The sequence below is a fragment of the Solemya pervernicosa gill symbiont genome (genome assembly GCF_002020875.1).
GTDB lineage: Bacteria > Pseudomonadota > Gammaproteobacteria.
Genome location: NZ_MPRL01000011.1, coordinates 1 through 26,487 on the forward strand (window position 1 = coordinate 1; position 26,487 = coordinate 26,487).

Consider the following 26,487-nt stretch of genomic DNA (forward strand, 5'->3'; position numbering starts at 1 on the left):
TTCGTCGTTCGCTCGCGCTCTCAACTACGAATATGCAGACGGCGTCGACTATCGCGGACTAACCGCCTTCGCTTCGCTATCCATGGCGGTCAGCGTCGGAGAGACGCTGTCGCCAGATCCAGTCTGCCGTAATCACCTGGTCAGGATCGGGCGCCTTATGTGCCTGAATAATGCCGTCGATAGATGAGAGATCGGAGATAAAGCGCACATCCTGCTGTACCGAGTCGACCAACTCGACCAGCTTCACACCATCTTGCTGCACCCCGAAGGAGAGCTGCTCAATCTTGTTTTTGATCAGAATTGCATTACTGCTGACGTAGAAGACCCACGCCACCATGCCCGCAGTGCAGAACACCAGCAACACAGACAGCAGCGAAATCTTACGAGTAATATTGAGCTTCAATGCCCCTCTCTCTCCTGCACCAGCATCCGGTTACCAGCATAGCGGAGGTTGTTGCTTATTATTATCTCGTCTCATAGTGGCCATCTTCAGCAGTAGCATCAAGTCAGTACAGTAAAAAGTGTGATCACTCTACTACTCTGCAGCTCTACGTTGACGCACCCGCTCCATAATTGCACAGATCTGCTCGGCTCCATCGACCAGTCGCGGACCGGCCCGCTGCAGCAGATCGGGAGCGACATGATAGAGATTCTCCTCCGCCACGGCGCGTAGCTGTGGCCAGCGCCGCCACTGATCGAGCCACTCTGGCCGAGATGCTGCCATACCACTGGCGATAATCACCTCTGGATTACGTGCCAGCACCGCTTCCAGTGCCACCTCTCCAGCATCAACACTCAGATCAGCGAAGATATTTCTCCCACCACAGAGCGTAATAATGTCACTGATGATCTGTTCGCCACCGATGGTCATCAGCGGCTGATGCCAGACCTGATAGAAACTCATTGTCGGCTCACTATCACGGGCCACATTTTTCAGCACAGCAATTCTGGCGGACAACAGCTCGGCTCGCTGGCGCGCCACTGTTCCAGTCCCCGCCAATAGACCGAGTGTCGTAAGAGTCCCCGGTATAGACTCCAGCGCCCGCGGCCGATGGCGATAGAGTGGAAAGCCGAGCGACTCGACCCGTTCAAGCTGTACGGCAGGATTACCATCGGCCCAACCGATAACAAGATCGGGACGCAGGGCGAGAATGCGTTCGAGATCGAATGCCATATAGCTACCGACTCGTGGCAGTTTCACGGCCTCGGCCGGGTAGTCACTATATTCAACCGTCGCCACCACCTGCTTGCCTGCACCAGCGGCAAACAGCAGTTCAGTTAGATGGGGAGCCAGTGAGATGATGCGCTGTGCTGGCTGTTCTAACTCGATCTGCGCACCACTATCGTCAGTGACCACGACTGTGGCGGCGACAGAGAGCGACGACGTCAATAGCAGTAACGAGACGGTTATTAACCTAATAAAAAGATTCACTACACACAGTTCCAATCAGCTGTCGTGCGATAATAGCACCATGACTCAGACAGTAATGGTACAGGGCACTACCTCCGATGCGGGCAAGAGCATCCTGGTTGCAGGGCTCTGCCGCTGGTTTCACCGCAACGGCATCAATGTAGCTCCTTTTAAACCGCAAAACATGGCACTCAACAGTGCGGTTACAGCCACCGGGGGTGAGATCGGTCGCGCTCAGGCACTGCAGGCACAGGCCGCACGGCTCGAGCCACACACCGATATGAACTCGGTACTGCTCAAACCCAACAGCGACACCGGCGCTCAGGTCATCATCCATGGACATGCCATCGGCAACATGGAGGCGCTTGAATACCATCACTACAAAAAAACCGCTCGAAGCGCTGTGCTTGAATCGCACTATCGCCTGCAACAGCAGTATGAGTTGATCGTGGTCGAGGGGGCCGGTAGCCCCGCCGAGATCAATCTACGTGAGGGTGATATTGCCAACATGGGTTTTGCCGAGACGATCGACTGCCCGGTAATCCTGATCGCCGATATCGACCGTGGTGGCGTCTTCGCCCATATCGTCGGTACCCTGGCGCTGCTAAGCGATTCGGAGCGAGCGCGTGTTAAGGGAGTGGTGATCAACCGCTTCCGAGGTGATCTCTCACTACTCACCTCCGGGTTGGAGTGGCTGGAGCAGGAGACGGGCATTCCCGTACTGGGAGTACTCCCCTATCTGGATAACTTTCACCTGGCGGCCGAAGATGCCATCACCCACCATCAACAGTGTGATAGCGAGAAGCTCTTCAAGATCAGCGTGATCGCCTATCCGCATATCAGCAACCACACCGACCTCGATCCCCTGCAACTCAACCCCGGAGTCGATCTGCGCTTTGTACGCAGTGCCGATCAGCTTTCCGAGAGCGACCTGATTATCCTGCCGGGCAGCAAAAGCGTGCGTAGCGATCTCATCTGGCTACGCGACAACGGCTTCGAAGCGGCGCTGCATCGCCACCTGCGCTATGGCGGCAAGTTGATTGGTATCTGTGGCGGTTTTCAGATGCTCGGTACCACTATCCACGATCCAGAAGGGTTGGAGAGTGAAGCGGGTAGCAGCATCGGACTCGGACTCCTTGAGATGCAGACGACACTGCAGGCAGAGAAACAGCTCACTCGTATGTCAGGCAAGTTAACTCTTAACGGCACTCACATCGAAGGTTATGAGATCCACATGGGCTACAGCGAAGGCGAGGCGCTGTCACGTCCCGCTGTTTGCTTTAGCAATGGTGTGGATGGCGCTATCAGCGAGGATGATCAGCTACTCGGCACCTATCTGCACGGACTCTTCGATCAGGCCGATACCGCCGCCGCACTACTGGCATGGGCAGGCATGGAGGCAGCCGCTGGCATCGATCTCGCTCAGCAGAGTGAGCAGGCGCTGGAGCGACTCTGTGATGCGCTGGATGAACATCTCGACATGGCCAAACTGATCGAAGTAACCAATACCCCTGTATCAAGCACACACCCTGAATAGCACCCAGCAAGGGTGCTGCAATCTGCTACAAGGTTGCGATGACATGGCATAATCGCCACATCGTTACATCACAAAACTAGAGAGAACTGAGATGGAAAAACCAATTATCGTTGTCGGCCTCGGTGAGATGGCCAGTGTCTTTACCCGCGCGATCCTGCGTCTCGGCCACCCTGTCTTCCCCGTTACCCGCAACACCGATATGGAGGCTGAGGCACGAGCGCTCGCCGAACCCGCGATGGTACTGGTCGCCGTGGGTGAAAATGATCTGCACCCTGTATTGGAGAAGCTACCCGCCGCATGGCGCAACCATGTAGCGCTACTGCAGAACGAGCTACTACCCGATGACTGGAAGCGCCACGGGCTGGAAAACCCCACCGTGATCTCGGTCTGGTTCGAGAAGAAAAAGGGACAGGACTATAAGGTGCTCGTCCCCTCCCCCGCCTTTGGGCCCGCTGCCGCCCTACTTGAGAGCGCACTCGAAACACTGGAGATCCCCTGCTGGGAGGTCGCCGACGAGGAGGAGCTGCTGTTTGAACTGGTACGCAAAAACCTCTACATCGTCACCACCAATATCGCTGGACTGGTCGTAGGCGGCAACGTCGACTCACTCTGGAATGGACACAATGCACTGGCCCGTGAAGTCGCCAGCGAGGTGCTCGATATCCAGTTCTGCCTGATCGGTCAGGAGTTGGATCGTGACAAGCTGATTGAAGCGATGGTCGAAGCGATCCAGGGCGATCTGGAACACAAGTGCATGGGACGTAGTGCACCAGGACGCCTGGCACGCGCCATCTCTCTGGCCGATGAAGCAGGGCTCGCTGTGCCTAAGCTGCGTGAGATCGCTGCCAGTCAGTCGTAGCGACACAATCAGGCGTCGGGGTCGGAGTTGGTATCGACTCCGACCCCTATCGCTAAACGTAAGATGGGTAGAGCAGAGATGTAGCCCGGATGGAGCGAAGCACAATCCGGGGTTTGCAAGTTAAGTCAAACTCTCCCGGATTACGTTGCACTCCATCCGGGCTACGGATCATCGATCTAACACGGCCAGAGCCAGGCAGCACCACGCACGCCACTCGAGTCACCGTGTTTCGCCTGCACCAGCTTCGTCTTCACGCAGTCTGAGAAGAGATACTCTCCCCACAGCTCCGGCACACGCTGACAGAGGTTAGGTAGATTGGAGAGACCACCACCGAGCACAATCACGTGGGGATCGATCACATTGATCACACTTGCCAACGCCTTTGCCAGCCGTCGCTCATACCGCCCCAGTGTTTCTCTCGCTACATCGCTACCCGCGTCAGCCTCGACTACAATCGACTCGGCCGTTAACGCTTCACCCGTAACAGACAGGTGGTCGCGCGCCAGCCCCGGTCCAGATAGCCAGGTCTCGATACAGCCCTGCTTGCCGCAGTAACAGTCGGGCCCAGGTAGCTCATCGGGCTGTGGCCACGGCAGTGGATTATGGCCCCACTCACCGGCAATGGCGGTGGGACCAGCAAGCAGCTGGCCGTTCACTACAATGCCACCTCCGGTACCGGTGCCGATGATCACACCAAACACCGTTGCGGCACCGATGGCCGCACCATCGCTCGCCTCCGAGAGGGCAAAACAGTCGGCATCGTTTGCAATACGAATTGGTCGCGTTAGTAGCTTTTCAAGATCACGATCGATCGGCTGGCCGTTGAGGCAGATCGAGTTGGAGTTTCGCAGTAGTCCGGTAGCTGGTGAGATAGCACCCGGTGTGGCTATACCCACTGAAACCGATTCACCCAGTTCAGACTCTACATCTAATACCAAACAGGAAATCGCCTGCAGTGTTCCCAGGTAGTCATTCTGTGGTGTGGCGACACGTCGGCGTACTACCATCTCACCCTGCTCATCAAGTGCGACCACTTCAATCTTGGTTCCTCCAAGATCGATACCTACACGCTTGCTCACCCCAAACTCCTGCAGTAACAGCTATTCATCATCACGACCGTAACCGAGTCAATTTAGTCCATCACCCGCGATGATCGTTTTACCGTCAGTGGCTGTAAAAACGATGCTGCGCACGGAACAGAAAAAGAGCTGTTTATCCATCTCCGCTAACCTTCGATTTCGATAGCGATTCGTTGACTCACGAAACACCACCTACCATGGTCGCCACCGCGGTGATCAACACCACCACCTCCACCAGCTCCACCAGCGCACCAAAGCCATCACCGGTCACACCCTGTAGTCGAGCCATGAGTCGGTTTCTGAGTAGAAAAACAACCACCACGGTCGCTAACAGTAGATAGAAAAATGAGAGCTGCCAGATCATCAGTGCCACCGAGATCAGCACCAGTAGTGCAGCCATCTCCTGTTTTGGCATTGCGTTAACCAGCGTCGATCCAAGTCCCTCACGTCGGACATAGGGAGTCGTCATCATCATTAGCGGTAGCGCCATTCGTGCCAGTAGCGGTGTCACGACCACAACCATCAGCGCGTGACTCTGCAACAGTGCCAGCAACGCCAGATATTTGAGTAGCAGTAACAGTATCAACGCCACCACTCCGATCGGGCCAGAGGCAGGATCCTTCATGATCTCCAAGGTGCGCTCGCGACTGTCGTGACCACCAACCCAAGCGTCGGCCATATCAGCCAGACCATCGAGATGCAGACCACCCGTTAATAACACCCACAGCGTTAACAACACCCCCGCCTGGAGTTCAGGTGTCAGTGCAGTCGGCAGTGAAGCAGCCAGCCACAACAGACCTCCCAGCAGCAGGCCGACCAGCGGATAGAAGAGCGTCGAGAAACCGAGTTCCTTTTCGCCAGGCTCAGCAATCTCTGGCGTTGGTAACCGGGTTAGAAACTGCTGTGCGAGCAGGTAGCAGCGAATCATAGCTGTCCAGCGTGAAAGATCAGCCGCGGAAAGGATTCGGCATCGAAGTGGTCGACCTGCACCCGACTGATGCCAGCACTCGGCACCTGCAGACGGAACATACGATCGAGCGGCATATCGAGCACATGACGTAGCACCATACGCATCATACCGGCGTGGCCAACGACCAGTAGGTGCTGCCCCGCATAGCTGTTTAGCAGCGACTCCCAGGCCGCGATCACCCGATCACGAAAATCGGCCAGCGTCTCGGCACCGGGCGGTGTGTTGTTGAGCGGATCACTCCAGAAACGGTTCAGGGTCTCACTATCCTCGGCCATCAACTCGGCGGCAGTACGTCCTTCCCACTCACCAAAGCCGATCTCCATCAAACGCGGGTCCAGCTTCATCGGGATTCCATGTCGCGATGCCAACTCAGCGGCGAACTCACTACAGCGGCTCAGGCTCGAACTGACAATACGATCCCACGGAGCATGGTCAGCCACCGCCTCACGCATCTGCCGCCACCCCTTCTCGCTAAGTGGATCATCGATCTGACCACGATAACGTCGTCCACCGACCGGCTCGCCATGACGCATTAGATCGATCGTGGTGGTAACCATTTCACTCATTCAATATTCCCTATAGCTCTTCCGAGACATCCGCCTCGGCAAAGGTGGCCATGTTGTTGTGCAGCGCCACCGCCATACGCAGCAGCGGTAGCGCAACGGCTGCGCCGGACCCCTCACCGAGACGCAGATCGAGATCGACTAGCGGCTTGGCACTGAGCGCCTCGACCATCAGGAGATGACCCGGCTCGGCCGAGGCGTGGGCGAACAGCAGCCAGGGACGAATCTCCGGGACAATATGTGTTGCGGCAAGTGCGGCACTGGTGGCGATAAAACCGTCGACCAGCACAGGCAACCCCACCTGCGCCGCTGCGACATAGGCACCGGCCAAAGCGGCAATCTCAAAACCACCCAGGCAACGCAACACCTCAAACGGTTGCTCGAGCAACGCAGTGTGTAACAGCAACGCCTGCTCAATCACCTGCGTCTTGTGCTGTACGCCATCGCTATCGAGTCCCGTACCAGGCCCCACCAGTCGTGCCGCTGGCTGTTTGAGCAGTGCAGCAGCTATCGCCGTAGCGGCGGTGGTATTGGCGATACCCATATCACCGCCAACAAAGAGCTCCGCCTTCGTCTCAACTGCGCGCGCCACGGCATCCCGTCCAGCAGAGAGTGCGGATGCCAACTGCTCGGTGCTCATCGCTGCACCGACAGCGAGATTACTACTACCTGCAGCGACACGTTGCGAGATGACACCCTCCAGCGGACCGGGATCGATCACCGCACCGACATCGACTACCTCGAGCCGTGCACCCAGCTCACGCGCCAGCACACTGATCGCCGCACCACCACGGGCGAAGTTACGAATCATCTCGGTAGTGACCGCCTGCGGAAAGGCGGAGACCCCTTCATCAGCGACACCGTGATCGGCGGCGAAGATAACAATCGAAATCTGTTCGAGGCTGGGTGCCTCACGCCCCTGTAGCGCGGCCAACTCGATTGCTACCGTCTCAAGCCGACCCAGGGAACCGGGTGGCTTGGTGAGCTGCTGCTGGCGTGCCTCTGCCGCGGCGCGCACCGTCTCATCCAGTTTGGCAACGGGCGCATTTAGCCACTCGACACTCATCTACTCCCCTTTTAAAATCATTGGTAGACCGGCGGCCACAAAGGTGACTCGCGCAGCGTGCTCAGCAACGCGCTGGTTGAGCCAGCCCGCCTCATCTCGGAAACGTCGTGCCAGCGGGTTGTCGGGGACAATGCCAAGACCCACCTCATTACTGACCAGCACCACCCGGCCCGGCAGGCTCGGCAGCAGTCTCAACAACTGCTCTCGTTCATCGTTCAGACGCGCCTCATCCGCTGCCATCAGGTTAGATAACCAGAGGGTCAGACAGTCGACAATCACGGTCCGATCGGCCGCCGCATTTTCCGCAAGAACTGCGGCCAGCGCCAGCGGCTCTTCAATACTCAGCCACGCTTCAGGACGACGTTCTCGATGGTGGGCAATGCGCTCTGCCATCTCCTCATCACCCGCCTCTGCGGTGGCGATGTAGATCACCTGCCGACCACCTTCACTGGCACGCTGCTCCGCCAGGGCGCTCTTTCCTGAACGAGCACCACCGAGAATCAGTTCAACCATTGACGCTCCCCCATCTAGATAGATGGCCAGCTGGGCACGGTAGTGCTGCCAGTCAAAGGCGGGGCCTGGATCACTCTTACGCTCAGGCGCGATATCGCTGTGGCCGGTGATGCGTTGCGGTGCAATCCCTGGATAGGCCTCGATAATTGCCGCTGTGACCATTGCCAGCTGTGCATACTGCGCCTCTGTATAGGGAACCTCATCGCTCCCCTCAAGCTCGATACCGATGGAGAAGTTATTACACGCCTCACGTCCTTCAAAACAGGAGAGACCGGCGTGCCAGGCACGACGGTTGAACGGCACATACTGAACCAGTTCACCATCACGCCGGATCAGCAGATGACTTGAGACTCGCAACCCTTCGATCTCTTTGAAGTAGGGATGGGCAGTGGGATCGAGCTGATTGCTAAAGAGCTGATCGATCCAGGGACCACCGTACTCATCCGGCGGTAGGCTAATGTTATGAATCACCAGCAGGTCGATCGCCTCATCCTCGGGGCGAGCATCACAATTGGGTGACGGGTGCTGACGAGCCACATCGAGTAGACCGCTTTGGGCATCAACGTGCATTTCAGGGAGCCTCTTCACTCGGCAACTCAAGAGCGAGTTCAATTGCGCGCTGGAGTCCCTGTGGGGACGCCTCAGCCTGTAGTGGACGGTGGAATTGACCATCGCGGTAGAGAAACAGTGCCGGCAGATGGAACACATCAAACTCGCGTGTCAGCGCCTGGCTGCGCTCAGCGTCCACCTCAAACAGTTGTAGATCAGGAAAGTCGGGGGGCTGGGTTTCAAACAGCCTTTTCCAGTGGCGGCAGGAGGCACAACCGACACCGGTGAAAAAGACAATACTTAATCCGGGTGTCGCTTCCAGAGTGTGGTGAAACTCGAACTCTTCGATCGATCTGATCTGCACGCCGACACCACACCCCAACCATCAGACGTTCTTGCAGAAACCGCGCAGTACCATATCGGTGAAGCTGACAATTCCGACCACCTTGCCCGCTTCGACGACCGGTGCACGCGACAGCTGAAAACGGTCAAAGAGACGCGCGCAGTAACGAATATCCATTGCGGGATCGACATTGATCACCGGCTTGGCCATCACCTCGTAGACATTGACCCGCTCCGGCGCCTTATCAACAGCCAACACCTTGCGCGCGATATCGGAGATCAGCAACATGCCGTACTCGTCGTCATCGTGACGCTTGTCGACAATCAGTGACTTGGTCTCAACGTGTTTCATCTCTGCCAGTGCATCACTCACCGTGGCCATGCCGTCGACCATGTCAAACTTGGCCTTCATCACATCACGAACCCGTACTACCTCTTTATGGCTCATATCTCTTCCTCCACAGCCTCTACTAGCTCTCTCATCTGGTGGGCAACGCCGACGGCGTCCTCTACATCAATCTGAAACGCAATCCCGGTACCGGGTCGAGCATCGAACTCGCCCTGTTTCTCGATCTCCTCGAGGATATGGCGACTCAGGTGCTCTTCAACCAGAAACATCACCATATCGCGCTGTGTCTCGAGCGAGAGGCCGAAGAAGGTCTTGGTCTGCTCAACACCCTCACCACGCGCCTGGTTGAGCACGGTAGCGCCCGTCGCACCCGCTGAGCGTGCCGCATCCAGCACGGCACTGGTCTTGTCGTCTTCAACCAGTGCTATTAACAGTTTGAAGTGCATCGCTACTCTCCTTTTTCTTTTAGTTTGCGAGCGTGGGCACGTTTGGTGCGCCATTCACCCAGTTGGGCATAACCCATCACAGTGATAATTGGGAACAGGCTGGCAAAGGCGATCAGGCCAAAGCCATCGAGCAGAACACTGCGCCCCGGTACGGTGCCTGCCAGTCCCAGCCCAAGCGCCGTCACCAGTGGAACGGTAACGGTTGAGGTGGTGACACCACCCGAGTCGTAGGCCAGCGGAATGATCATTTTCGGTGCCCGCATCGTCTGGAATATAACTACGATATAGCCGACGATGATGTAGTAGTGAAGCGGCGTGCCGGTAACAATACGGTATGTACCAAGCGCAATACCGATCGCCACACCGATCGCCACCGCAATGCGCAGCCCCCAGACGGTGATCGCACCACCAGAAACCGATTGCGCCTTGATCGCCACGGCGATCAGCGACGGTTCAGCGATAGTCGTAGAAAAACCGATCGCCGCGGCAAATAGATAGACCCACTTGTAGTCCGACCAGTGCATCACTCGACCCAGCTCCTCAACCCCCCCGTAGATGAAGGCGGGATCGGTCAGCTGCTGCGCCATCAATTTCCCAAGCGGGAACAGCGCCTGCTCCAGCCCCTGCAGGAAGAAGGCGAGACCGACAATGACGTAGGCAAAACCGATCAACACCTGTTTCATGTGTGGAATCGGTTTGCGGATTACCAGGAACTGGAAGCCGAAGATAATCGCAGCGATTGGAATCACATCGCGCACCGTCTGCAGCAGGACGGTCAGAAACTCTATCAGCCACTCGATCATGAGAAGAGCATCCCGTAGGCCATGACAAAGATCATCGGTGTTAGCGAGGCGAGCGCGATCAGACCGAAGCCGTCGATCATCGGGTTACGCCCCTTGATCGAAGATGCGAGGCCGACACCGAGCGCTGTCACCAGCGGCACCGTGATGGTCGAGGTGGTCACACCACCCGAGTCGTAGGCGATACCGATAATCTCTTTGGGTGCAAACATGGTCATGATCACCACGCCGCAGTAGCCGCCGATGATCAGATACTGGATTGGCCAGCCTTTTAGAATACGAAATACACCGAGCAGAATGGCCGCACCGACCGAGATCGCAACGGTCAGACGCAGACCATCGGCGTAGCTACTCTGTGCTTCAGGGGTATTCACAATCACACCACCCTCGGCGGCGATCTTGGCCGCCTCGGCCGCGACGGCAATCAGTGCTGGCTCTGCCACGGTGGTACCGAATCCGAGTGCGAAGGCGAAGATCAGCAGCCACATCACACTGCCCTTACGCGCAAAGGCGAAGGCCATGCTTTCACCAATGGGGAAGAGTCCCATCTCCAGGCCGTGTATAAAGAGGGTCAGGCCGATTACTACCATTGCGGTACCGGCAACGATACTGCCCATATTGGGGATCGGTTGCTGCAACACCACGATCTGGAAAAAAGCGATCACCACGATAATCGAGGCGAGATCGCGCAGGCTGCCGAGCATTGAAGCAAACAGTTTTTGTAGTTGCTGTTTCACGAAACCCTTTTACACTCGACATTGGCTCGCGGCAGTTGCCAAGGCAGTGTAGAGATTATTATTTTCGAGCCAACATTCTAATTAAATGGAAGCCAGGGTGTAAGCAGATGTCAGCTCACGGTGATCAACAGAGACTACAGGGAACAACACCGGAGACACAACCGGTAATTACAGCGCCGCATCAACTAAAACGTGCTGAGTTATTGGAGCGGCTGCAGGGTAACAAACATGGACTGAGTCAAGACGAAGTAAACAGTCGACTCAAGCGTTACGGCAACAACAGCCTGCCACAGGCCAAGCCTCCAGGCATTACCCACACCTTTATTCGTCAGTTTTTCAATCCACTGATCTATATCCTGCTGCTTGCGGCCTTCGTCTCGTTGCTGCTGCACGAGTACTCCGACGCTATATTTATTATTGCCGTACTGTTGATCAATGCCGTGATAGGCACCGTTCAGGAGTACTCAGCACAGCGAGCGGCGCTTGCGCTGCAGCAGCTGGTAACGACCCATGTGATGGTACTGCGCAGCGGTGAGAGCTATCAGATCAACTCCGAAGCGTTGGTGCCGGGCGATATCGTGCTACTCGAATCGGGCAGTCGCGTACCGGCCGACATGCGACTGCTCTCTGAGTACGACCTCGAAATCGATGAGTCACTGCTCACCGGTGAATCACTACCGGTCAGCAAGGAGGCTGGGCTAACGCTCGAGCACGACACACCACTGGCTGAGCGATGCAATATGGCCTTTGCCGGCACCATGGTGAGCCGGGGGCGGGGGCGCTGCCTGGTAACTGCCACAGCCACGGCAACCGAGATCGGTACACTCGCCAGCGCCATCAGTCGTCCGCCACAAAAACCACCCCTACTGCTGCGCATGGAACGCTTTACCTTCATGGTCGGCATCTTTGTTGCCATCGCGGTGCTGATCCTCGCCACCATCGGCTTTATCAGTGGCACTCCGCTGGAGGAGATCTTCCTGCTCTCCGTGGCGCTGGCCGTCTCTGCCATTCCTGAAGGACTACCGGTCGCACTCACCGTGGCACTGGCGATCGGCATGAACCGCATGGCAAAACGTAACGTGGTGGTACGACGTCTGATGGCGGTCGAATCACTCGGCTCCTGTACCTTTATCGCCTCCGACAAGACCGGCACCCTGACCGTCAACGAGCTGACCGCTCGCCGCATTCTGCTACCCGGCCAGCCCGCGTGGCATATCAGTGGCGAGGGAATGGTGCCGGTGGGTGCGATCACACCACCGACGGGTGTCGACGGCGACGGTTCTAAGCTGCTGATCGAGCAGCTCGCCATCGCCGTCACACTCGACAACGAGGGTTTCCTCGGCCTGCGCGAGGGTGAGTGGGACCACCACGGTGATGCGGTCGATGTCGCACTTCTAGTGATGGCCCACAAGGTGGACATTCATCAGGCTGATGCCCTCGCCACCTATGAGAAGATCGCTGAGATCCCGTTCGAGTCGGAGCACCGCTTCTCCGCTTCTCTCAATCTATTTGATGGACGACCGACCATCTCCACCAAGGGCGCACTCGAATCCCTGCTACCAATGTGTAGTCACATGGCAACTACTGAAGGTCGGCAGCCGATCGATCGTGACGCCCTTGAGGCACAGGCGATCACGCTGGCCGCAGAGGGCTACCGCATACTCTCCATCGCCTCTGGCGCGTGCGTGCCCATCAGTGACGAACCGTTTGCCGTCTCCCATCTACACGGGCTCACCCTGCTCGGCATGGTTGGCATGATCGACCCTCTCAGGCCCACCGCCGCCGCCGCCATCCGCAACTGTCGAAGCGCGGGTATCGAAGTCTCGATGGTTACGGGTGATCACCCGCTCACCGCCTATGCCATCGCCAGTGAACTGCAGCTGGCCAACTCACTCGACCAGGTCGTCACCGGTACGGCGCTGCGCGAGGCCGAACAGCAGAGCCACGCAGCGGTCGACCAACTGACCCGCGAGGCGCGAGTCTTTGCTCGAGTAGAGCCGCAGCAGAAGCTGGCGATCATCGAATCACTGACCCGCAACGGCCACTACGTCGCGGTGACCGGCGACGGCGCCAACGACGCCCCGGCACTGCGAGCCGCCCACGTCGGGGTGGCGATGGGTAAGAGTGGGACTGATGTGGCGCGCGAAACCGCCGACATCATCATTACCGATGACGACTTCAGTTCGATAGCCAACGGTATCGAAGAGGGGCGCATCGCCTACGCCAACGTGCGCAAGGTGATCTTCCTGCTGATCTCAACCGGCGCCGCGGAGCTGGTGTTGTTCGCCCTCTCGCTGATGGCGGGACTACCGATGCCGCTACTGGCGGTACAACTACTGTGGCTCAACCTGGTTACCAACGGTATTCAGGATGTCGCACTCGCCTTCGAACCCGGCGAGGGCAATGAACTCAAACAGCCGCCACGTGCACCCAAAGAGGCGATCTTTAATCGACTGATGCTTGAGCGAGTAATCATCTCTGCCGTGGTGATCGGTATCGTCGCCTTCCTCACCTTCCGCTGGCTACTACAGGCTGGATATAGCGTCGATGAGGCTCGCAACGGCACTCTGCTGCTGATGGTCCTATTTGAAAACGTGCACGTCTTTAACAGTCGCTCTGAGCACCTCTCCTGCTTCCGCCACAACCCACTGCGTAACAAGCTGCTGTTATTTGGCACTGCGGCTGCGCAGCTGATTCATATCGGCGCGATGTATACACCGGGGCTCAATGAGGTACTCGGTGTGAAGCCGGTGGCGATCGGCCATTGGCTGCAACTACTACTACTCGCAACCAGCGTTCTGTTGGCAATGGAGTTACACAAGTGCTACCTAAAGCTGCGCCACACCAACCATGTATAATCGGCTCTCAATAATTCACCAATAACAAGCTGGGAATGAAGATGGAAAGCGGTGAAGAGACGCAAACGCTGATCGAATTGCTCACCGCCTGGAGCGGCAAGATCGCGGACGCACTCTGGGGCAACGAACTCACCCTGATCGCCCTGCTCGGCACCGGCCTCTACTTAACCATCAGAATCGGCTTCATCCAGATTCGTGGCTTTCGCCATGCGATCAACCTGATCGGCGGTCGCTACAGCAGTCACAAAGATACCGGCGAGGTCTCCCACTTCCAGGCGCTCTCCGCAGCACTCTCCGCCACCGTCGGCACCGGTAATATCGCCGGTGTCGCCACCGCCATCTCGCTCGGCGGCCCCGGCGCACTCTTCTGGATGTGGATGACTGCCTTCTTCGGCATGGCGACCAAGTTCACCGAATGTACCCTGGCGCTGCAATTCCGCGAGGTTAGCCGCGATGGTGAGATCGCGGGTGGCCCGATGTACACCCTGTTGAACGGTCTGAAGATGAAGCGCACCGCCATCGTCTTTGCCGTTTTTGCACTGATCGCCTCGTTCGGTATCGGCAACATGGTGCAGGCCAACTCGGTCGTTGATGGCATACGCTACATCTATCCACCCGTAGGAGAGCTCTCCTGGCTAATCGGTATCGTCATGGCCGTCCTGGTAGGTCTGGTGATCATCGGCGGCATCAAACGTATCGCCAAGGTCGCCTCGGTACTAGTCCCCTTCATGGCAACGATCTACATCGCCGCCGCACTGATCGTACTGGCCAACAGCTACGAGGCGATCCCCGCCGCATTTGCCACCATCTTTGAAGCCGCACTCAACCCCTGGGTCGTCGGTGGTGCCGCCGTCGGCGAGGCGATCCGCTGGGGTGTCGCCCGCGGCCTCTTCTCCAACGAAGCAGGCCTCGGCTCCTCGCCGATGGCCCACGCCGCCGCTCGCACCAACGAACCGGTCCGCGAAGGTCTGGTCGCGATGATGGAGCCCTTCATCGACACCATCGTCATCTGCACCCTCACCGGCCTGGTGATCATCGTCACCGGCAGCTACATCGACCGCCCCGATGACCTGGTCGGCGCCGCCCTCACCGCCCACGCCTTCAGCCAGAGCCTCGGTAACGCCGGAGCACTGGTCGTCGGCATCGGTCTCTCGCTCTTCGCCTTCTCCACCATTATCGCCTGGTCCTACTACGGCGACCGCTCCGCCCGCTTCCTCTTCGGCGAAGCGGCAGTAATGCCCTATCGAGTCCTCTACACCATCGTCGTCGCCTTCGGTGCTCCCGTACCACTGCAACTGGTCTGGAACCTTGCAGACACCACCAATATCCTGATGGCACTACCCAACCTGATCGGGCTGATACTGTTGGCAGGGCTGGTAAAGAAGATGAAAAATGATTACTTTTCTAAGTCGCAGGAGCGGACTCAGTAGTTGATGTTTGGTTTCCGGGGAGTCGCTATTTTTGCGGAAGCTTGTTTTGGGCATCCAAGCCCAAGCAAGCGGCAAATACTTAACGCGACCGTTTATGCCTACGGCGCCCCGCGGTCAGCGAGGGTGGGCATGATTTGTATGCTCACGTGGAATAGTTTAGGAGTTGTGGAGGTTACAGGGATGCAGTCTCAAAGCTGGCAGGGTTCTGTAACAGGTATACTGTCCCCAGAATTCGAATTCTGTCTAGCTTAATTACTGGTAGCAATGACATGGACGACATTAATAAATATGTAACGGAACTGCGCCATGCAGCCAATATTGCCAGTTTAAATTACGATATATGGCGCACATTCAATGGTGAAGAAACACGCCCTATATTCGTTGACACAATGAATACCTATACTCTGTATTTTCAGACTGCCATTCATGCTCATTTTGCAGCCCTTTTGATCGCTCTATATCGCGTTCACGAGCCAAGATCAGATACAGTTAACGTTCCGGGCTTGGTAAAAATAGTTAAAGAATCACACCCATTTTCGGCAGAGATCAAAAAAACCGTCCTTAGCATAGGAGCTGAATGCGAACCTTTATTCAGAAAAGTAGCAATTTTAAGAAACACTGTTTTTGGCCACAAATCTAAGAAAATTTGTTCTAAATAAGCATTCCGAAAAGCAGAAATCACCCCCGACGAACTAAAATCCTTAGTAGAGCACACCAAACTACTATTAAATACAATAACCCTCGGTTGGGACAAAAGCACACATGCGTTCAATCTCAATGCAGAAACAGACACATTGAGATTATTGCGTGATCTTCAGGGATTACGTGAGATGCGTTCGAATCAGAAGAAGCGCAATTGATAGTTGACAGACCACGGCTTTGATATTTCTCCCCTTCGATGCAGAGCGAGCCTCGCAGCGATTTCAGGGTTAAGCGGGCAGCCTGTCTGAGCGAAGCGAGTTCTGCCCGCGCCTGAAATTGTGGGAAGTAAGTGGTCCGCGAAGCGGCAAATCGTGGGGCGGCCTTCTCTTTCGTTAGTTTCTCTTGGCCGTGCAAGAGAAAGTAACCTGCCGCGAGTCAGCCACCCGCATTCATAAATCACGTCGCGTCAGCGACACAAACAACGATCCGCGCGAAATTCCGGGGACAGTATACCTATTACCCATAACTTGCGATTTAGCATTGGCCCTGATTGGTTTTGACTTTCTTCTCCCTTCTACATCGCCGAGCATCGCAGTGATTTCAGCGAGAAGAGGGCAGCATGTCTGAGCGAAGCGAGTTCTGACCTCGCCTGAAGGCCCAATAGGATTAGACTCGATTGATCATGATTTGCATACCCACAAGCCTTTACTAACGTATAATCCCGTCCAACTCGCAATTAGAACAAGCCAATTAGACTCATCTCGGAAGGCAGATCATGGTATTTAAAAACCCAACCGCAACTGGACTTATTGTCGGATTGATGGTGATTCAATCACTATTCGCTGATCCTACTCCTCCGGCAACCCCGATCACCGTTGAATACGATGATACAAGTTATATTTTAACTACCAACTATTTTAGTTTTTCCGATAACCCTGAATTATTAGAAGCACAGCCTTGGTGGGAGGACCCAGACCTCGCTATAGGCCTCGCTGAAACAGTCCAATTTCAACTGGGAACCTCTGTAGACTCACAAGACACATCCCCTTCAGGGGAAGCCCTCGGGCCACTGTTTGCTTACAAAGATCATCTGAGCATTGCCTGGGATGGAAGCGGTGCCTGCAACGATTGTCACACCTCTGATGACCCAACCTATTACGCTATCGATATAACCAGTAGCGTAACTAGCATTGAAAACACCCATAAGGCATTCAAGCTTTTTTCATTAGCAGAAGACACGGTTATCCACGGTGCTCATAGTCGCCCACTATCCAGACAAGTTACTAAAAACAAGAGGGCGTTCTGGGTTGCTGGAGATTGGGGTGTCGACAACCACTACAACAGCAACGCCACCGCAAAACTGGCAGAAGTTGGTGTGGGCTACAATTATGGAACCACACAAATCAACGCCTCTCTGGGTAAAACCTGGGTCAGACAAGAGTTAGATTACAACGGAAGCGCTGATGGTGATGGTAAATATTTCATTCTGGAGAGCATTTATCACAATGCCAGTTCTGAGAACTTATTTGTAACCCTTGGCCTTTACCACCATCGATGGGACGCCGAAATAGAGCGCGGTTATCTCTTCGGTGCCACACCATACTTATCATCAGGCAACCCTGAAATATCCAGCTGGGGGGTTAGAGCAAGACTTGATTGGCAAGACCTATATTTGGCGAACAGTTTTCAGATCAGCCCATACATAGATCTCACGCACAGAGATGTAAGCACTGAGTCATACACAGAGACGGGTGGCGCATTACCAGCATCGTTTGATCGTCATGATGAAAACGTCACCGACATACGGTTGGGCTTCAACGCAAGCAAACCCATTGCCAATTCACAGATCGCTTTCGCGACTAGCCTTGAAGTTGCACACCGACTCAATTACGAGGATGCAAACATCTCTGGTCATGTACCAAACGCATATACATTCAATTTCACTGGCCAAGACTATGATAAATCGACATGGTACAAAGTTGGTATTGGCGTAGAGAACAGCTCAGACAACGGGAAGTTTTCAGTTATGTTGAATACCACGACGGAAGGCGCAATGCCTACCAGGTGGATTGCAGCATCCTGGCAGACAACGTTCTAAAGCATGCGCCAGCTCCGGATTACATTCCATTTCATCCGGGCTACGGACTAGACTTTCCGCGTGGCGCGTACGTGCCTACCCTACGGTTCTATGTTGGTTGGGTTGAACGCAGTGAAACCCAACAAATTATCCAAGCCCTAACCACATCTCCCATTGGGGGGTATCACTTTCACCCCAAGGGCACTTCCTCGCTTCGCTCAGGGCGCGCTAATCCCACCCTACATTCCGTTGCCTGTTGTCTGTTACCTGTTTCCCCACCCCAATGGCATAATAGCCACCAAAATCAAAACACTTGGAGAGACCATGACCACTATCACCACCGATTCAGGCCTGCAGTATGAAGAGATCACCATTGGCGAAGGCACCGAGGCGACTGGCCGCGGTCAGACCGCTGTTGTCCACTACACCGGCTGGCTTGAGGATGGCACCAAGTTCGACTCAAGTGTTGATCGTAACGATCCGTTCAGCTTCCCGATGGCCTGTGGTTATGTGATCAAGGGTTGGGACGAGGGTGTTGTCGGCATGAAGGTTGGCGGCAAGCGCAAGCTGACCGTCCCCTCCAACCTCGGTTACGGCGAGAACGGTGCCGGTGGTGTAATACCCCCCAACGCAACACTGATCTTTGAGGTTGAGCTACTCGAGGTCTCTGAGTAACAGCGATGGAGCAGGCGCTGATCGAGGAGATTCGGCGGAACGTCGCCACCGCACTGGAGGAGGATATCGGCAATGGTGATCTCACCGCCGCGCTGATACCCGTTAACGCCCTCTCCACGGCAACGGTGATCTGCCGTGAGGCTGCGGTGATTAGTGGTCGCCCCTGGTTCGATCAGGTGTTTCATCAGATCGATGCCACTATCACTGTCGAATGGTTGGTTTCGGAGGGTGAACAGGTCGCAGCCGACCAGCCGCTCTGCACTCTGCACGGCTCTTCGCGGAATCTGCTCACCGGTGAGCGTGCTGCGCTCAACATTCTGCAGACCCTCTCCGCTACCGCAACCGCCACCCGCCACTACGTTGATCTGATTGCTGGCAGTGGGGCGACCATTCTCGATACACGCAAGACGCTGCCGGGATTACGCCACGCGCAGAAGTACGCGGTGAGATGCGGTGGCGGACGGAATCACCGCATCGGTCTCTTCGACGCGATATTGATCAAGGAGAACCACATCGCCGCTGCCGGTTCGATCACCGCTGCGCTACTCACGGCACGTGCCAGTGTCGAAGAGGGCGTGATGATTGAGGTAGAGGTGGAGGTGGAGGTGGAGGTGGAGGTGGAGGATCTGGCACAGCTGGAAGAGGCGTTACTCTCCGGTTGCAAACGGATTCTGCTCGACAATATGCCCCCTGAGCTGCTGCGCCGTGCCGTTGAACTCAACTGCGGACGGGCCAAACTGGAGGCCTCCGGCGGGATTACCGATGAGACGATCGTCTCGATTGCCGCCACCGGCGTTGACTACATTTCGATCGGTTCCCTGACCAAGGATATTCGTGCCGTCGACCTTTCGATGCGGCTCGCCGAAGGTGTGTCATAAGGCACACTACAGGAAAATATTTTTCACTTATTTTGAATGTAAGTTACGCCACACTTCTTAAGAAGTTTCTTAAAGTATTCGCTAACAACCTGTCACAACACAACTTTAACCGTTATCCACAAAAGCTGTGGATAACTCTGTGGAGTAATTGGTAGATGAATGCGCTAGCCCGCACTACGACTGGTATTTCGTTAGATTGATGAAATCTGCATCACAATATTTTTCTTTATAAATAACAACGTTTTACAGCATTTAATAATATACCAACCTGTTGCATAGGAAATTAATTCACCGAATGTTGCAATTGCATTACCCCCTGTGTATAAGCGATTCTCCTTCGCGGGGCTATGTTGCTGAAAAACGGCTATACCAGCATGGATACCGGGTTTATCGCGAAAAACTGGTCGGAGAAAAAAGATTCCTAATCAAATGAACAATCAAGGTGGAAAAATCGGCTTTGTCAGCCTCGGCTGCCCCAAGGCGACGGTCGACTCAGAACGCATTCTGACGCGACTACGTGCCGAGGGTTATCAGCTCGCCCCCGACTACGATGAAGCGAACCTGGTGATTGTGAATACCTGCGGTTTTATCGATAGCGCCGTGCAGGAGTCACTCGACGCGATCAGCGAGGCGATGGATGAGAACGGCAAGGTGATCGTTACCGGCTGTCTCGGTGCCGATGAGGGACGAATCCGCGAGGTCCAGCCCGATGTGTTGGCCGTAACCGGCCCGCAGGCGTTCGAGGAGGTGATGGAGGCGGTCCACGGTCAGCTCCCCCCCCCCCGAACACAACCCACATATTGATCTGCTCCCCCCTCAGGGGATCAAACTCACCCCTCGCCACTATGCCTATCTAAAGATCTCCGAGGGGTGTAACCAGTCGTGCAGCTTCTGCATCATCCCCTCAATGCGCGGAAAACTGGTCAGCCGTCCCATCAATGAGGTGCTCGACGAGGCAGAGCGCCTTGCTGGGGCCGGGGTGAAGGAGCTGCTGGTGGTCTCACAGGATAGCGGTGCCTACGGGGTAGACACCAAATACCAGACCAGTTTCTGGCAGGGACGGCCGGTGAAGAGCCGTCTCACTGAGATGGCGAAGATTCTCGGTGATATGGGGATGTGGATTCGCCTCCACTACCCCTATCCGCACATCGACGAGCTGCTGACGTTGATGGCCGATGGCACCATTCTTCCCTACCTCGATGCGCCGCTACAGCACGCCAGTCCGCCCATCCTCAAGGCGATGCGTCGCCCTGCGAACAGCGAGAATGCATTGCGCCGCATTGAGCAGTGGCGACGTGACTGCCCTGACCTGACCCTACGCAGCACCTTTATTGTCGGCTTTCCCGGCGAGACCGAAGAAGACTTTGAAACCCTGTTGGATTTCATCGAAGAGGCGGGTATCGATCGAGCCGGTGCCTTCACCTACTCCGCCGTTGAAGGGGCCACAGCTAACGAGCTACCGGGTGCGGTGCCCGAAGAGCTGAAGCTTGAGCGCCTGGAGCGGCTAATGGAACGTCAGGAGGAGATCAGTGCCGATCGTCTGGCGGCCAAGGTCGGTCGCAAGATGAGGGTGTTGGTCGATGATATCGAGGGTGATCTGGCGATTGCCCGTAGTGGTGGCGATGCGCCTGAGGTCGATGGGGTAGTGATCATCAACGATGGCGGCGAGCTGCCGGTGGGTGAGTTTGTCGAGGTGGAGATCGACGCCAGCGACGCCCACGATCTTTGGGCACACCGCATAGAGCGTTAAACCTATTCGATGCACTCGTCGACGGGATCAAATGATGTGATCAGGTCGAGGCGTAGGCGAATCGCATCACCCAGCGAACTCTCGGCAATCAGATACTCCGAGCCCTCACGGGTCTCCAGATCGAGCGGCATAACCGTATCAATGTGTGCCGTGCCCGTTACATCGCTCCAGCTCAAGCGCAACCGGCAGCGATGCATAATCGCCACCTCGAAGCGGCTGTAGAGCCCGCAGTCGATTGGTGTGTAGTCATCACTCACTCTACATCCCCCTCAAATAGCGGTCCGCTCACCACCACCTTTTCCGGCATCTCGCCATCGATCATCAAGCGCTTTTTCATTGCCGGGTTGAGATAGAGCGTTCCCGACTCATCGACCAGCAGTGCATAACGAATCCCCATGTTACGAGCGACGCGGTGCCAACCCTCAACTCCGGCAACCACCAGTGCCGTAGCGGCGGCATCGGCGACACTCCCCCTGTTATGAATAACAGTAGCAGAGGCGATGTGACGCACCGGCATACCATCGCGCGGATCGATGATGTGCGGATAGCGTTGACCTTTGTACTCGTGATAGCGCTCATAGTTACCGGAGGTAAAGATGCTCTCATCACCCTCCACCTCTAGTGCTGCAATCACTCCCTCTCCCTGCGGATGTTTGATACCGATGCGCCAGTTGCGTCCGCCCCGCTGGCCGATGGCACGTAGGTCGCCACCCGCATTGACGATAGCGTGTTCAACGCCCATCGAGCGCAGCCGCTGGATAGCGAGATCGACGGCATAACCCTTGGCAAAACCACCAAAATCGAGCTGCACCGCCGGATTACCACTACGCACCAGGCGGCCATCAATGAAGATCTGATCCATTGCAGGACGCTGCGCAATCAGTGCTGCGATCTCCTCGGCCGTGGGTGGTGGTCCGACCGGCAGCTCATCGCTGTGAAAACCCCACAGATCGATCAAGCCGCCAATTGCGGGATTGAAAAGTCCATCGCTCTGCAGATAGAGCTGCCGAGACTCCTCGATCACCGGTAGCAGTGACTCGAGCACCTCTATCGAACGCCCCTCGCTAAAGGCAACATTAAGATCAACCAGCGGCCCCGGTTTCCAGGCGTGCCACTCGTAGTGCATCTGCTGAAAGTCAGCGGCCACCGCATCGATCGCCTCACCGGCCTGCTTCTTATCAGGCCCCCAGACCGAGACATCAACCAGAGTACCGAAGATGTAGATCTGCTGGTGATGGAGCGCGTCGCGCGAGCAGGCCGATAACAGTAGTGCAGCAACAAGGGTAAATAGCAGCGATTGTCGTTTAAACCGATATTGAATCATTTCCATTCCGAGCTACTCAATATGTGGATTGGCGAGCACCTTAAAGACAACCGCCTGCTGATTACAGCGTTTATCGGCCAGCGAGAGCAGACCGGTGACGACACGACCAAGCAGCTGCCACGCCTCGGGGGCCTTATCCTGCCAGCTGTAACTACTGTTATTGCCGCCACTGGTCAGGGTGAGTGTGTAGATAGGTGCAACTGACTCGGCAACCTGCGGCGGCACAGCCGGTATCGGCTCACTGCGTAGCTGCTCGAGCAGAGGTTCCACCTCAGAAGCCGAAACGAGAATCTCTGACGAGGCGGTGGTACGCCACTCCGGACCCTCATCCTCAAGATAGTCCTCATCACCCTCTTCAATCAGCGAGTGCATATGGCAGGCGAGATGGTAGATCACCTGCCCATCACGCCCCTCAGGGCGCAGCTCGATCTCGGTCACTCCCTCATCCTGCTCATCAACGATCAGCGACAGGGTCGGTTTGCTCTCATCTGTTACAGCTTCCATTCCCTGATCTTAACTCAGAGACTCCCTCTTCATAGAGTGAATAGCCTGCAAACCGTACTTGCAGCGTGGTGAAGCAGCCAGGCCAATACGGTTACAATGGAGCGATAATCCTGCCCGATCGATATGGTGAAGAGAATGAAGAGACTCAAAATTTCGTCAAAGATTTTAGCCGCCCTACTGCTAACGACTGCGGTCGCACGCGCTGATGTAGCTGTGCTGGTACACGGCTGGAACTCTAATGCCGAGACCTGGATGGTTAACGGCGTGGTTCCCGTGATGCGACAACACGGCTGGGAGGATGCCGGTGTCTATGCAGCCGCGCCCAGCGGCATGCAGCTCTACCCCACCAACACCGCCTCAGGCAACAAGCTTTACAGAACCAACCTGCCGGCCGAAGCACCGCTGCTGATACAGGCCAGCCTGCTCTTCAACGCGATAGCGCAGATACGCCAGCAACATCTTGACGAATCGCTGACACTGGTCGGCCACTCGGCCGGTGGCCTGGTGGCGAGACTGGTCACAGTGCGCGGCGACGCCCCAAAAATCGACCGCCTGGTCACCATTGCCACACCAAACCTTGGTACGCCCCGTGCGATTGAAGGGCTCGATATCGTCGATAGCAAACCCTTCTTCTGCCCAGGCCCTGGTATCGATTTTCTGAAATCGATGGTCGGTGGTAACGACTACGACTACCTCAAATACTCACGTGGCGCCCTGATCGACATGACCCCCGGTGCCCTGACCGTCTGGCTGAACCAGCAGCCCCACCCCCAGATCAGTTACCACACCATTATTCGCACAGATCCGAATGGTCAGGGTGACTCTCTTGTGCCCGCCTTCAGCCAGGATCTCAACCAGGTGTCCGCACTACGTGGTCGCGCCGAGCGTCACATCACCCTCGCAGGCCACAGCCTCAACCCTGCCGATGGAAACCTGCTCGCCAAGATACTTAAGTAAACCTCTCTTCACAGACATCAGACCACGCTCTGCCTGAGCATCCCTCATGCAGGGCGTGGCAACTCTTGCTGACACCCACCCGGCTGTTAAAACCTACACACTACACGCCATTTTTTACCAATAACCGACTGTTATTCATATAGTTATCGTCAATTTCACCCGCACTCAGAGAAGAACCCACTGCAACAACATAAAAACATAGTAATAAGTTAAGTTTCTAATAAAAGACGGTTCACAAACAAAATATTGATACTACATTTGTGCTCGAGCAGACATTGAATTCAGGAGGGTTTTCACATGATCGAACTGACACTCATCGGACTCGCAGTTCTCGCACTCTTCGCCGGCACCCTACTCGACGATGACCTGGGTAGATTCTGACCACATAAAATTATCCGCGCACAAACAAAAAACCCCGATCATATGATCGGGGTTTTTATCGTTTAACTAATTGGTGCCGGAAATAGGAATCGAACCTACGACCCACGCGTTACGAGTATTTATACTGCATATTATCCATCGTTTTTATTGTATTATTTCTGTGTTTTTCTATTTGTGCGCTTTTTGTGTAGTTTTCAACATAATATATGTTGACAATCATTTTATAGGATGTTGAACTTCGCGCATGAAGCAAAACACATTTCTCGAAGCACTCTCAAGCAAGCTAATTGAGAGGATTGAGGTTATTAAAGCTTTTCCTTGCAAGGGAAAAAGACTTGATAGCAACAAACCAATTTGGACAGTGATGATAGTACTTGAAAATGGCAACGTTTCACCGCTTGTTTCAACACGCGGATCAAAACGCGAGTGGGCATCACTAGACCGATTGAACACCTGGCTTAACAATCATGGAATAAACGACTACCGCATATCTAGCGAAGGCTTATAAAAGAATGAAATTTATCTCACTGTTTAGCGGTGCCATGGGTCTAGATCTTGGTCTCGAAATGGCTGGCTTTGAAACTGCGGTATGCGTAGAGAACGATAAAGAAGCTGTAGAAACAATCAAACACAACAGACCCGACCTCCCAGTATTTGACACTTCTATTGAAGAGGTCACAGGTAAAGACCTTAAAAAGCAAGGTAAATTCGGAAGAAAACGAATCGTACTTGTTGCAGGTGGACCTCCATGCCAAGCATTTAGTGTATTTGGAAATAGACTTGGGATTGAAGACGCAAGAGGACAATTAGTATTTGAGTTCCTTCGAGTCATTGAAGAGACAAAGCCCGCCACTTTTCTTATGGAAAATGTGAGGGGATTACTTTCAATGTCGATCACACCAAACAAGCAAGAACTATTGGATGACAAGAAGATACCTAGAGAATACTTTGAGAAGGGCTCTCTTATTAAACGCATATTCGAAGAGTTCAATAAGATCGGTTATAACGTAGACTGCTTCGTCGTTAATTCAGTTAACTATGGCGCCCCACAAATCAGAGAAAGAGTTCTATTAATCGGCAACAGATTTGGATATCAAGCCGAATTCCCGGAACCTGAGTTCAGCAATAGACCCAAAGACAATCTACCACCATTCAAGACCCTTGGTGATGCTATTGATCCCAAGAAAGGGTTCATTGACAGCCATCCTGAAGTGATGAACTTTAGCCCAAGAAAACTTAAGTACTTAGCCATGGTTCCTGAAGGTGGAAACTGGCGAAGCCTGCCAGTTGACATTCAAAAAGAATCGATGAAAAAGAGCTGGTATTTAAAAGGCGGAAGAAGCGCATACTGGAGAAAATTATCATTCAAATTCCCTAGCCCAACTGTTGTTACTATGCCTAACCATGCAGGTACTAGCATGTGTCACCCTAAGGAACTTAGAGCAATCTCAGTAGGAGAAGCAGCTGCAATACAAGAATTTCCACCATCATGGGAGTTTCAAGGAAACACAACCGCAAAGTTTAGACAGGTAGGCAATGCTGTACCCACAAGACTAGGCAAAGTTGCTGGAGAAGTAATTGCGAGGTTAATTAAACAAATTGAAGAGCACGGTAGATCAAAAAAGCCTTTGTGTACCCACACAATAACCCACTTAAGACCGCATGTTAGAACAAGAACATTTTGGAAGGATGGTGAATCTTATTCTGGCGACAAATGCTATTACGACAAACTCAATAAAGCTGACAACACTCAACTAGATCCTCTATAAACACTAGGATTATGATTAATC

Annotated in this window: 25 protein-coding genes and 2 pseudogenes; 11 read left to right on the forward strand and 16 right to left on the reverse strand. The window is 54.8% G+C overall.

Annotation, left to right across the window (positions count from 1 at the left end):
* Window positions 1-76: 76 nt before the first annotated feature.
* Both BOW52_RS04025 and BOW52_RS04030 read right to left on the reverse strand, forming a co-directional pair.
* Window positions 77-403 carry a hypothetical protein gene (locus BOW52_RS04025; protein ID WP_078482807.1) on the reverse strand — a complete coding sequence of 109 codons (327 nt, stop codon included), beginning with the start codon at window positions 401-403 and terminating at the stop codon, window positions 77-79.
* Window positions 404-535: 132 nt separating this feature from the next.
* The gene (locus BOW52_RS04030; protein ID WP_236725632.1) at window positions 536-1,432 is read right to left on the reverse strand and encodes a cobalamin-binding protein; all 897 of its coding nucleotides are present in this window, start codon (window positions 1,430-1,432) and stop codon (window positions 536-538) included.
* Between the two features lie 40 nt (window positions 1,433-1,472).
* On the opposite strand from BOW52_RS04030, the gene BOW52_RS04035 reads away from it, so the two are divergent.
* Window positions 1,473-2,948, forward strand: coding sequence for a cobyric acid synthase (locus BOW52_RS04035; protein ID WP_078482808.1), 1,476 nt, complete (start codon window positions 1,473-1,475; stop codon window positions 2,946-2,948).
* 91 nt (window positions 2,949-3,039) lie between these two features.
* Window positions 3,040-3,807 (forward strand): Rossmann-fold NAD(P)-binding domain-containing protein, encoded by a 768-nt coding sequence (locus BOW52_RS04040; RefSeq protein WP_078482809.1) that lies wholly within the window; start codon window positions 3,040-3,042, stop codon window positions 3,805-3,807.
* A gap of 176 nt (window positions 3,808-3,983) precedes the next feature.
* Here BOW52_RS04040 and BOW52_RS04045 read toward each other — a convergent pair whose 3' ends face one another.
* The 11 genes and pseudogenes from BOW52_RS04045 to BOW52_RS04090 form a co-directional block, all read right to left on the reverse strand.
* Window positions 3,984-4,886 carry an ROK family protein gene (locus BOW52_RS04045; RefSeq protein WP_078482810.1) on the reverse strand — a complete coding sequence of 301 codons (903 nt, stop codon included), beginning with the start codon at window positions 4,884-4,886 and terminating at the stop codon, window positions 3,984-3,986.
* A gap of 178 nt (window positions 4,887-5,064) precedes the next feature.
* On the reverse strand, window positions 5,065-5,814 hold the full coding sequence (locus BOW52_RS04050; protein ID WP_078482811.1) for an adenosylcobinamide-GDP ribazoletransferase: 750 nt from the start codon (window positions 5,812-5,814) through the stop codon (window positions 5,065-5,067).
* Complete coding sequence (locus BOW52_RS04055; RefSeq protein ID WP_320416248.1) at window positions 5,811-6,422, reverse strand: histidine phosphatase family protein; 612 nt, start codon at window positions 6,420-6,422, stop codon at window positions 5,811-5,813. The genes BOW52_RS04050 and BOW52_RS04055 overlap by 4 nt, the downstream gene beginning before the upstream one ends.
* A 10-nt stretch (window positions 6,423-6,432) precedes the next feature.
* Window positions 6,433-7,485, reverse strand: a complete 1,053-nt coding sequence (gene cobT / locus BOW52_RS04060) for a nicotinate-nucleotide--dimethylbenzimidazole phosphoribosyltransferase (protein ID WP_078482812.1) — start codon at window positions 7,483-7,485, stop codon at window positions 6,433-6,435.
* On the reverse strand, window positions 7,486-7,998 hold the full coding sequence (gene cobU / locus BOW52_RS17310) for a bifunctional adenosylcobinamide kinase/adenosylcobinamide-phosphate guanylyltransferase (RefSeq protein WP_172840150.1): 513 nt from the start codon (window positions 7,996-7,998) through the stop codon (window positions 7,486-7,488).
* A 24-nt stretch (window positions 7,999-8,022) separates the two neighbouring features.
* Window positions 8,023-8,568 (reverse strand): annotated as a pseudogene (ampD, locus tag BOW52_RS17315) (1,6-anhydro-N-acetylmuramyl-L-alanine amidase AmpD); the annotation flags it as partial.
* A gap of 1 nt (window position 8,569) precedes the next feature.
* The gene (locus BOW52_RS04070) at window positions 8,570-8,911 is read right to left on the reverse strand and encodes a thioredoxin family protein (RefSeq protein WP_236725633.1); all 342 of its coding nucleotides are present in this window, start codon (window positions 8,909-8,911) and stop codon (window positions 8,570-8,572) included.
* A gap of 21 nt (window positions 8,912-8,932) precedes the next feature.
* The gene (locus BOW52_RS04075) at window positions 8,933-9,337 is read right to left on the reverse strand and encodes a CBS domain-containing protein (RefSeq protein ID WP_078482815.1); all 405 of its coding nucleotides are present in this window, start codon (window positions 9,335-9,337) and stop codon (window positions 8,933-8,935) included.
* Window positions 9,334-9,684 carry a P-II family nitrogen regulator gene (locus BOW52_RS04080; RefSeq protein WP_078482816.1) on the reverse strand — a complete coding sequence of 117 codons (351 nt, stop codon included), beginning with the start codon at window positions 9,682-9,684 and terminating at the stop codon, window positions 9,334-9,336. The genes BOW52_RS04075 and BOW52_RS04080 overlap by 4 nt, the downstream gene beginning before the upstream one ends.
* Before the next feature lie 2 nt (window positions 9,685-9,686).
* Window positions 9,687-10,487 carry a DUF1538 domain-containing protein gene (locus BOW52_RS04085; protein WP_172840139.1) on the reverse strand — a complete coding sequence of 267 codons (801 nt, stop codon included), beginning with the start codon at window positions 10,485-10,487 and terminating at the stop codon, window positions 9,687-9,689.
* Window positions 10,484-11,188, reverse strand: coding sequence for a DUF1538 domain-containing protein (locus BOW52_RS04090; protein WP_078482817.1), 705 nt, complete (start codon window positions 11,186-11,188; stop codon window positions 10,484-10,486). Before BOW52_RS04090 ends, BOW52_RS04085 begins: the two co-directional genes overlap by 4 nt.
* Window positions 11,189-11,328: 140 nt before the next feature.
* On the opposite strand from BOW52_RS04090, the gene BOW52_RS04095 reads away from it, so the two are divergent.
* The 7 genes and pseudogenes from BOW52_RS04095 (at window position 11,329) to rimO (ending at window position 21,531) form a co-directional block, all read left to right on the forward strand.
* Window positions 11,329-14,079, forward strand: a complete 2,751-nt coding sequence (locus tag BOW52_RS04095) for a cation-translocating P-type ATPase (protein ID WP_078482818.1) — start codon at window positions 11,329-11,331, stop codon at window positions 14,077-14,079.
* Window positions 14,080-14,147: 68 nt separating this feature from the next.
* Window positions 14,148-15,509 carry an alanine/glycine:cation symporter family protein gene (locus tag BOW52_RS04100; protein WP_078482870.1) on the forward strand — a complete coding sequence of 454 codons (1,362 nt, stop codon included), beginning with the start codon at window positions 14,148-14,150 and terminating at the stop codon, window positions 15,507-15,509.
* Window positions 15,510-15,778: 269 nt separating this feature from the next.
* Complete coding sequence (locus BOW52_RS04105; protein WP_078482819.1) at window positions 15,779-16,168, forward strand: AbiU2 domain-containing protein; 390 nt, start codon at window positions 15,779-15,781, stop codon at window positions 16,166-16,168.
* Window positions 16,169-16,926: 758 nt separating this feature from the next.
* Window positions 16,927-18,249, forward strand: a complete 1,323-nt coding sequence (locus BOW52_RS04110; RefSeq protein ID WP_078482820.1) for an autotransporter outer membrane beta-barrel domain-containing protein — start codon at window positions 16,927-16,929, stop codon at window positions 18,247-18,249.
* Between the two features lie 303 nt (window positions 18,250-18,552).
* Window positions 18,553-18,903, forward strand: coding sequence for an FKBP-type peptidyl-prolyl cis-trans isomerase (locus BOW52_RS04115; RefSeq protein WP_078482821.1), 351 nt, complete (start codon window positions 18,553-18,555; stop codon window positions 18,901-18,903).
* 5 nt (window positions 18,904-18,908) lie between these two features.
* A complete protein-coding gene (gene nadC / locus BOW52_RS04120; protein WP_078482822.1) occupies window positions 18,909-19,781 on the forward strand; it encodes a carboxylating nicotinate-nucleotide diphosphorylase in 873 nt (290 codons plus the stop codon).
* A gap of 429 nt (window positions 19,782-20,210) precedes the next feature.
* A pseudogene (rimO, locus tag BOW52_RS04125) lies at window positions 20,211-21,531 on the forward strand (30S ribosomal protein S12 methylthiotransferase RimO).
* Window positions 21,532-21,533: 2 nt separating this feature from the next.
* Here the strand turns inward: rimO and BOW52_RS04130 are convergent.
* Genes BOW52_RS04130 through BOW52_RS04140 form a run of 3 tightly spaced genes read right to left on the reverse strand, consistent with a single transcriptional unit; the run spans window position 21,534 to window position 23,359 of the window.
* Window positions 21,534-21,788 carry a hypothetical protein gene (locus BOW52_RS04130; protein WP_078482823.1) on the reverse strand — a complete coding sequence of 85 codons (255 nt, stop codon included), beginning with the start codon at window positions 21,786-21,788 and terminating at the stop codon, window positions 21,534-21,536.
* A complete protein-coding gene (locus BOW52_RS04135; protein ID WP_236725635.1) occupies window positions 21,785-22,861 on the reverse strand; it encodes an FAD:protein FMN transferase in 1,077 nt (358 codons plus the stop codon). Before BOW52_RS04135 ends, BOW52_RS04130 begins: the two co-directional genes overlap by 4 nt.
* Before the next feature lie 6 nt (window positions 22,862-22,867).
* Window positions 22,868-23,359: a hypothetical protein gene (locus BOW52_RS04140; RefSeq protein ID WP_078482824.1), complete on the reverse strand. Its 492-nt coding sequence runs from the start codon at window positions 23,357-23,359 to the stop codon at window positions 22,868-22,870.
* Window positions 23,360-23,494: 135 nt separating this feature from the next.
* On the opposite strand from BOW52_RS04140, the gene BOW52_RS04145 reads away from it, so the two are divergent.
* Both BOW52_RS04145 and BOW52_RS04150 read left to right on the forward strand, forming a co-directional pair.
* Complete coding sequence (locus tag BOW52_RS04145) at window positions 23,495-24,316, forward strand: esterase/lipase family protein (RefSeq protein ID WP_172840141.1); 822 nt, start codon at window positions 23,495-23,497, stop codon at window positions 24,314-24,316.
* 893 nt (window positions 24,317-25,209) lie between these two features.
* Window positions 25,210-26,466 carry a DNA cytosine methyltransferase gene (locus BOW52_RS04150; RefSeq protein WP_078482826.1) on the forward strand — a complete coding sequence of 419 codons (1,257 nt, stop codon included), beginning with the start codon at window positions 25,210-25,212 and terminating at the stop codon, window positions 26,464-26,466.
* Window positions 26,467-26,487 lie beyond the last annotated feature (21 nt).

What these genes read in the sequence shown, in the direction of transcription:
- BOW52_RS04035 (WP_078482808.1), top strand. Translation starts at nt 1,473, where the DNA reads ATGACTCAGACAGTAATGGTACAGGGCACTACCTCCGATGCGGGCAAG.
- BOW52_RS04055 (WP_320416248.1), bottom strand. Translation starts at nt 6,422, where the DNA reads ATGAGTGAAATGGTTACCACCACGATCGATCTAATGCGTCATGGCGAG.
- BOW52_RS04080 (WP_078482816.1), bottom strand. Translation starts at nt 9,684, where the DNA reads ATGCACTTCAAACTGTTAATAGCACTGGTTGAAGACGACAAGACCAGT.
- BOW52_RS04090 (WP_078482817.1), bottom strand. Translation starts at nt 11,188, where the DNA reads ATGCTCGGCAGCCTGCGCGATCTCGCCTCGATTATCGTGGTGATCGCT.
- BOW52_RS04145 (WP_172840141.1), top strand. Translation starts at nt 23,495, where the DNA reads ATGAAGAGACTCAAAATTTCGTCAAAGATTTTAGCCGCCCTACTGCTA.
- cobU (WP_172840150.1), bottom strand. Translation starts at nt 7,998, where the DNA reads ATGGTTGAACTGATTCTCGGTGGTGCTCGTTCAGGAAAGAGCGCCCTG.
- BOW52_RS04075 (WP_078482815.1), bottom strand. Translation starts at nt 9,337, where the DNA reads ATGAGCCATAAAGAGGTAGTACGGGTTCGTGATGTGATGAAGGCCAAG.
- BOW52_RS04150 (WP_078482826.1), top strand. Translation starts at nt 25,210, where the DNA reads ATGAAATTTATCTCACTGTTTAGCGGTGCCATGGGTCTAGATCTTGGT.
- BOW52_RS04115 (WP_078482821.1), top strand. Translation starts at nt 18,553, where the DNA reads ATGACCACTATCACCACCGATTCAGGCCTGCAGTATGAAGAGATCACC.
- BOW52_RS04140 (WP_078482824.1), bottom strand. Translation starts at nt 23,359, where the DNA reads ATGGAAGCTGTAACAGATGAGAGCAAACCGACCCTGTCGCTGATCGTT.
- nadC (WP_078482822.1), top strand. Translation starts at nt 18,909, where the DNA reads ATGGAGCAGGCGCTGATCGAGGAGATTCGGCGGAACGTCGCCACCGCA.
- BOW52_RS04110 (WP_078482820.1), top strand. Translation starts at nt 16,927, where the DNA reads ATGGTATTTAAAAACCCAACCGCAACTGGACTTATTGTCGGATTGATG.
- BOW52_RS04105 (WP_078482819.1), top strand. Translation starts at nt 15,779, where the DNA reads ATGGACGACATTAATAAATATGTAACGGAACTGCGCCATGCAGCCAAT.
- BOW52_RS04095 (WP_078482818.1), top strand. Translation starts at nt 11,329, where the DNA reads ATGTCAGCTCACGGTGATCAACAGAGACTACAGGGAACAACACCGGAG.
- BOW52_RS04135 (WP_236725635.1), bottom strand. Translation starts at nt 22,861, where the DNA reads ATGGAAATGATTCAATATCGGTTTAAACGACAATCGCTGCTATTTACC.
- cobT (WP_078482812.1), bottom strand. Translation starts at nt 7,485, where the DNA reads ATGAGTGTCGAGTGGCTAAATGCGCCCGTTGCCAAACTGGATGAGACG.
- BOW52_RS04050 (WP_078482811.1), bottom strand. Translation starts at nt 5,814, where the DNA reads ATGATTCGCTGCTACCTGCTCGCACAGCAGTTTCTAACCCGGTTACCA.
- BOW52_RS04040 (WP_078482809.1), top strand. Translation starts at nt 3,040, where the DNA reads ATGGAAAAACCAATTATCGTTGTCGGCCTCGGTGAGATGGCCAGTGTC.
- BOW52_RS04085 (WP_172840139.1), bottom strand. Translation starts at nt 10,487, where the DNA reads ATGATCGAGTGGCTGATAGAGTTTCTGACCGTCCTGCTGCAGACGGTG.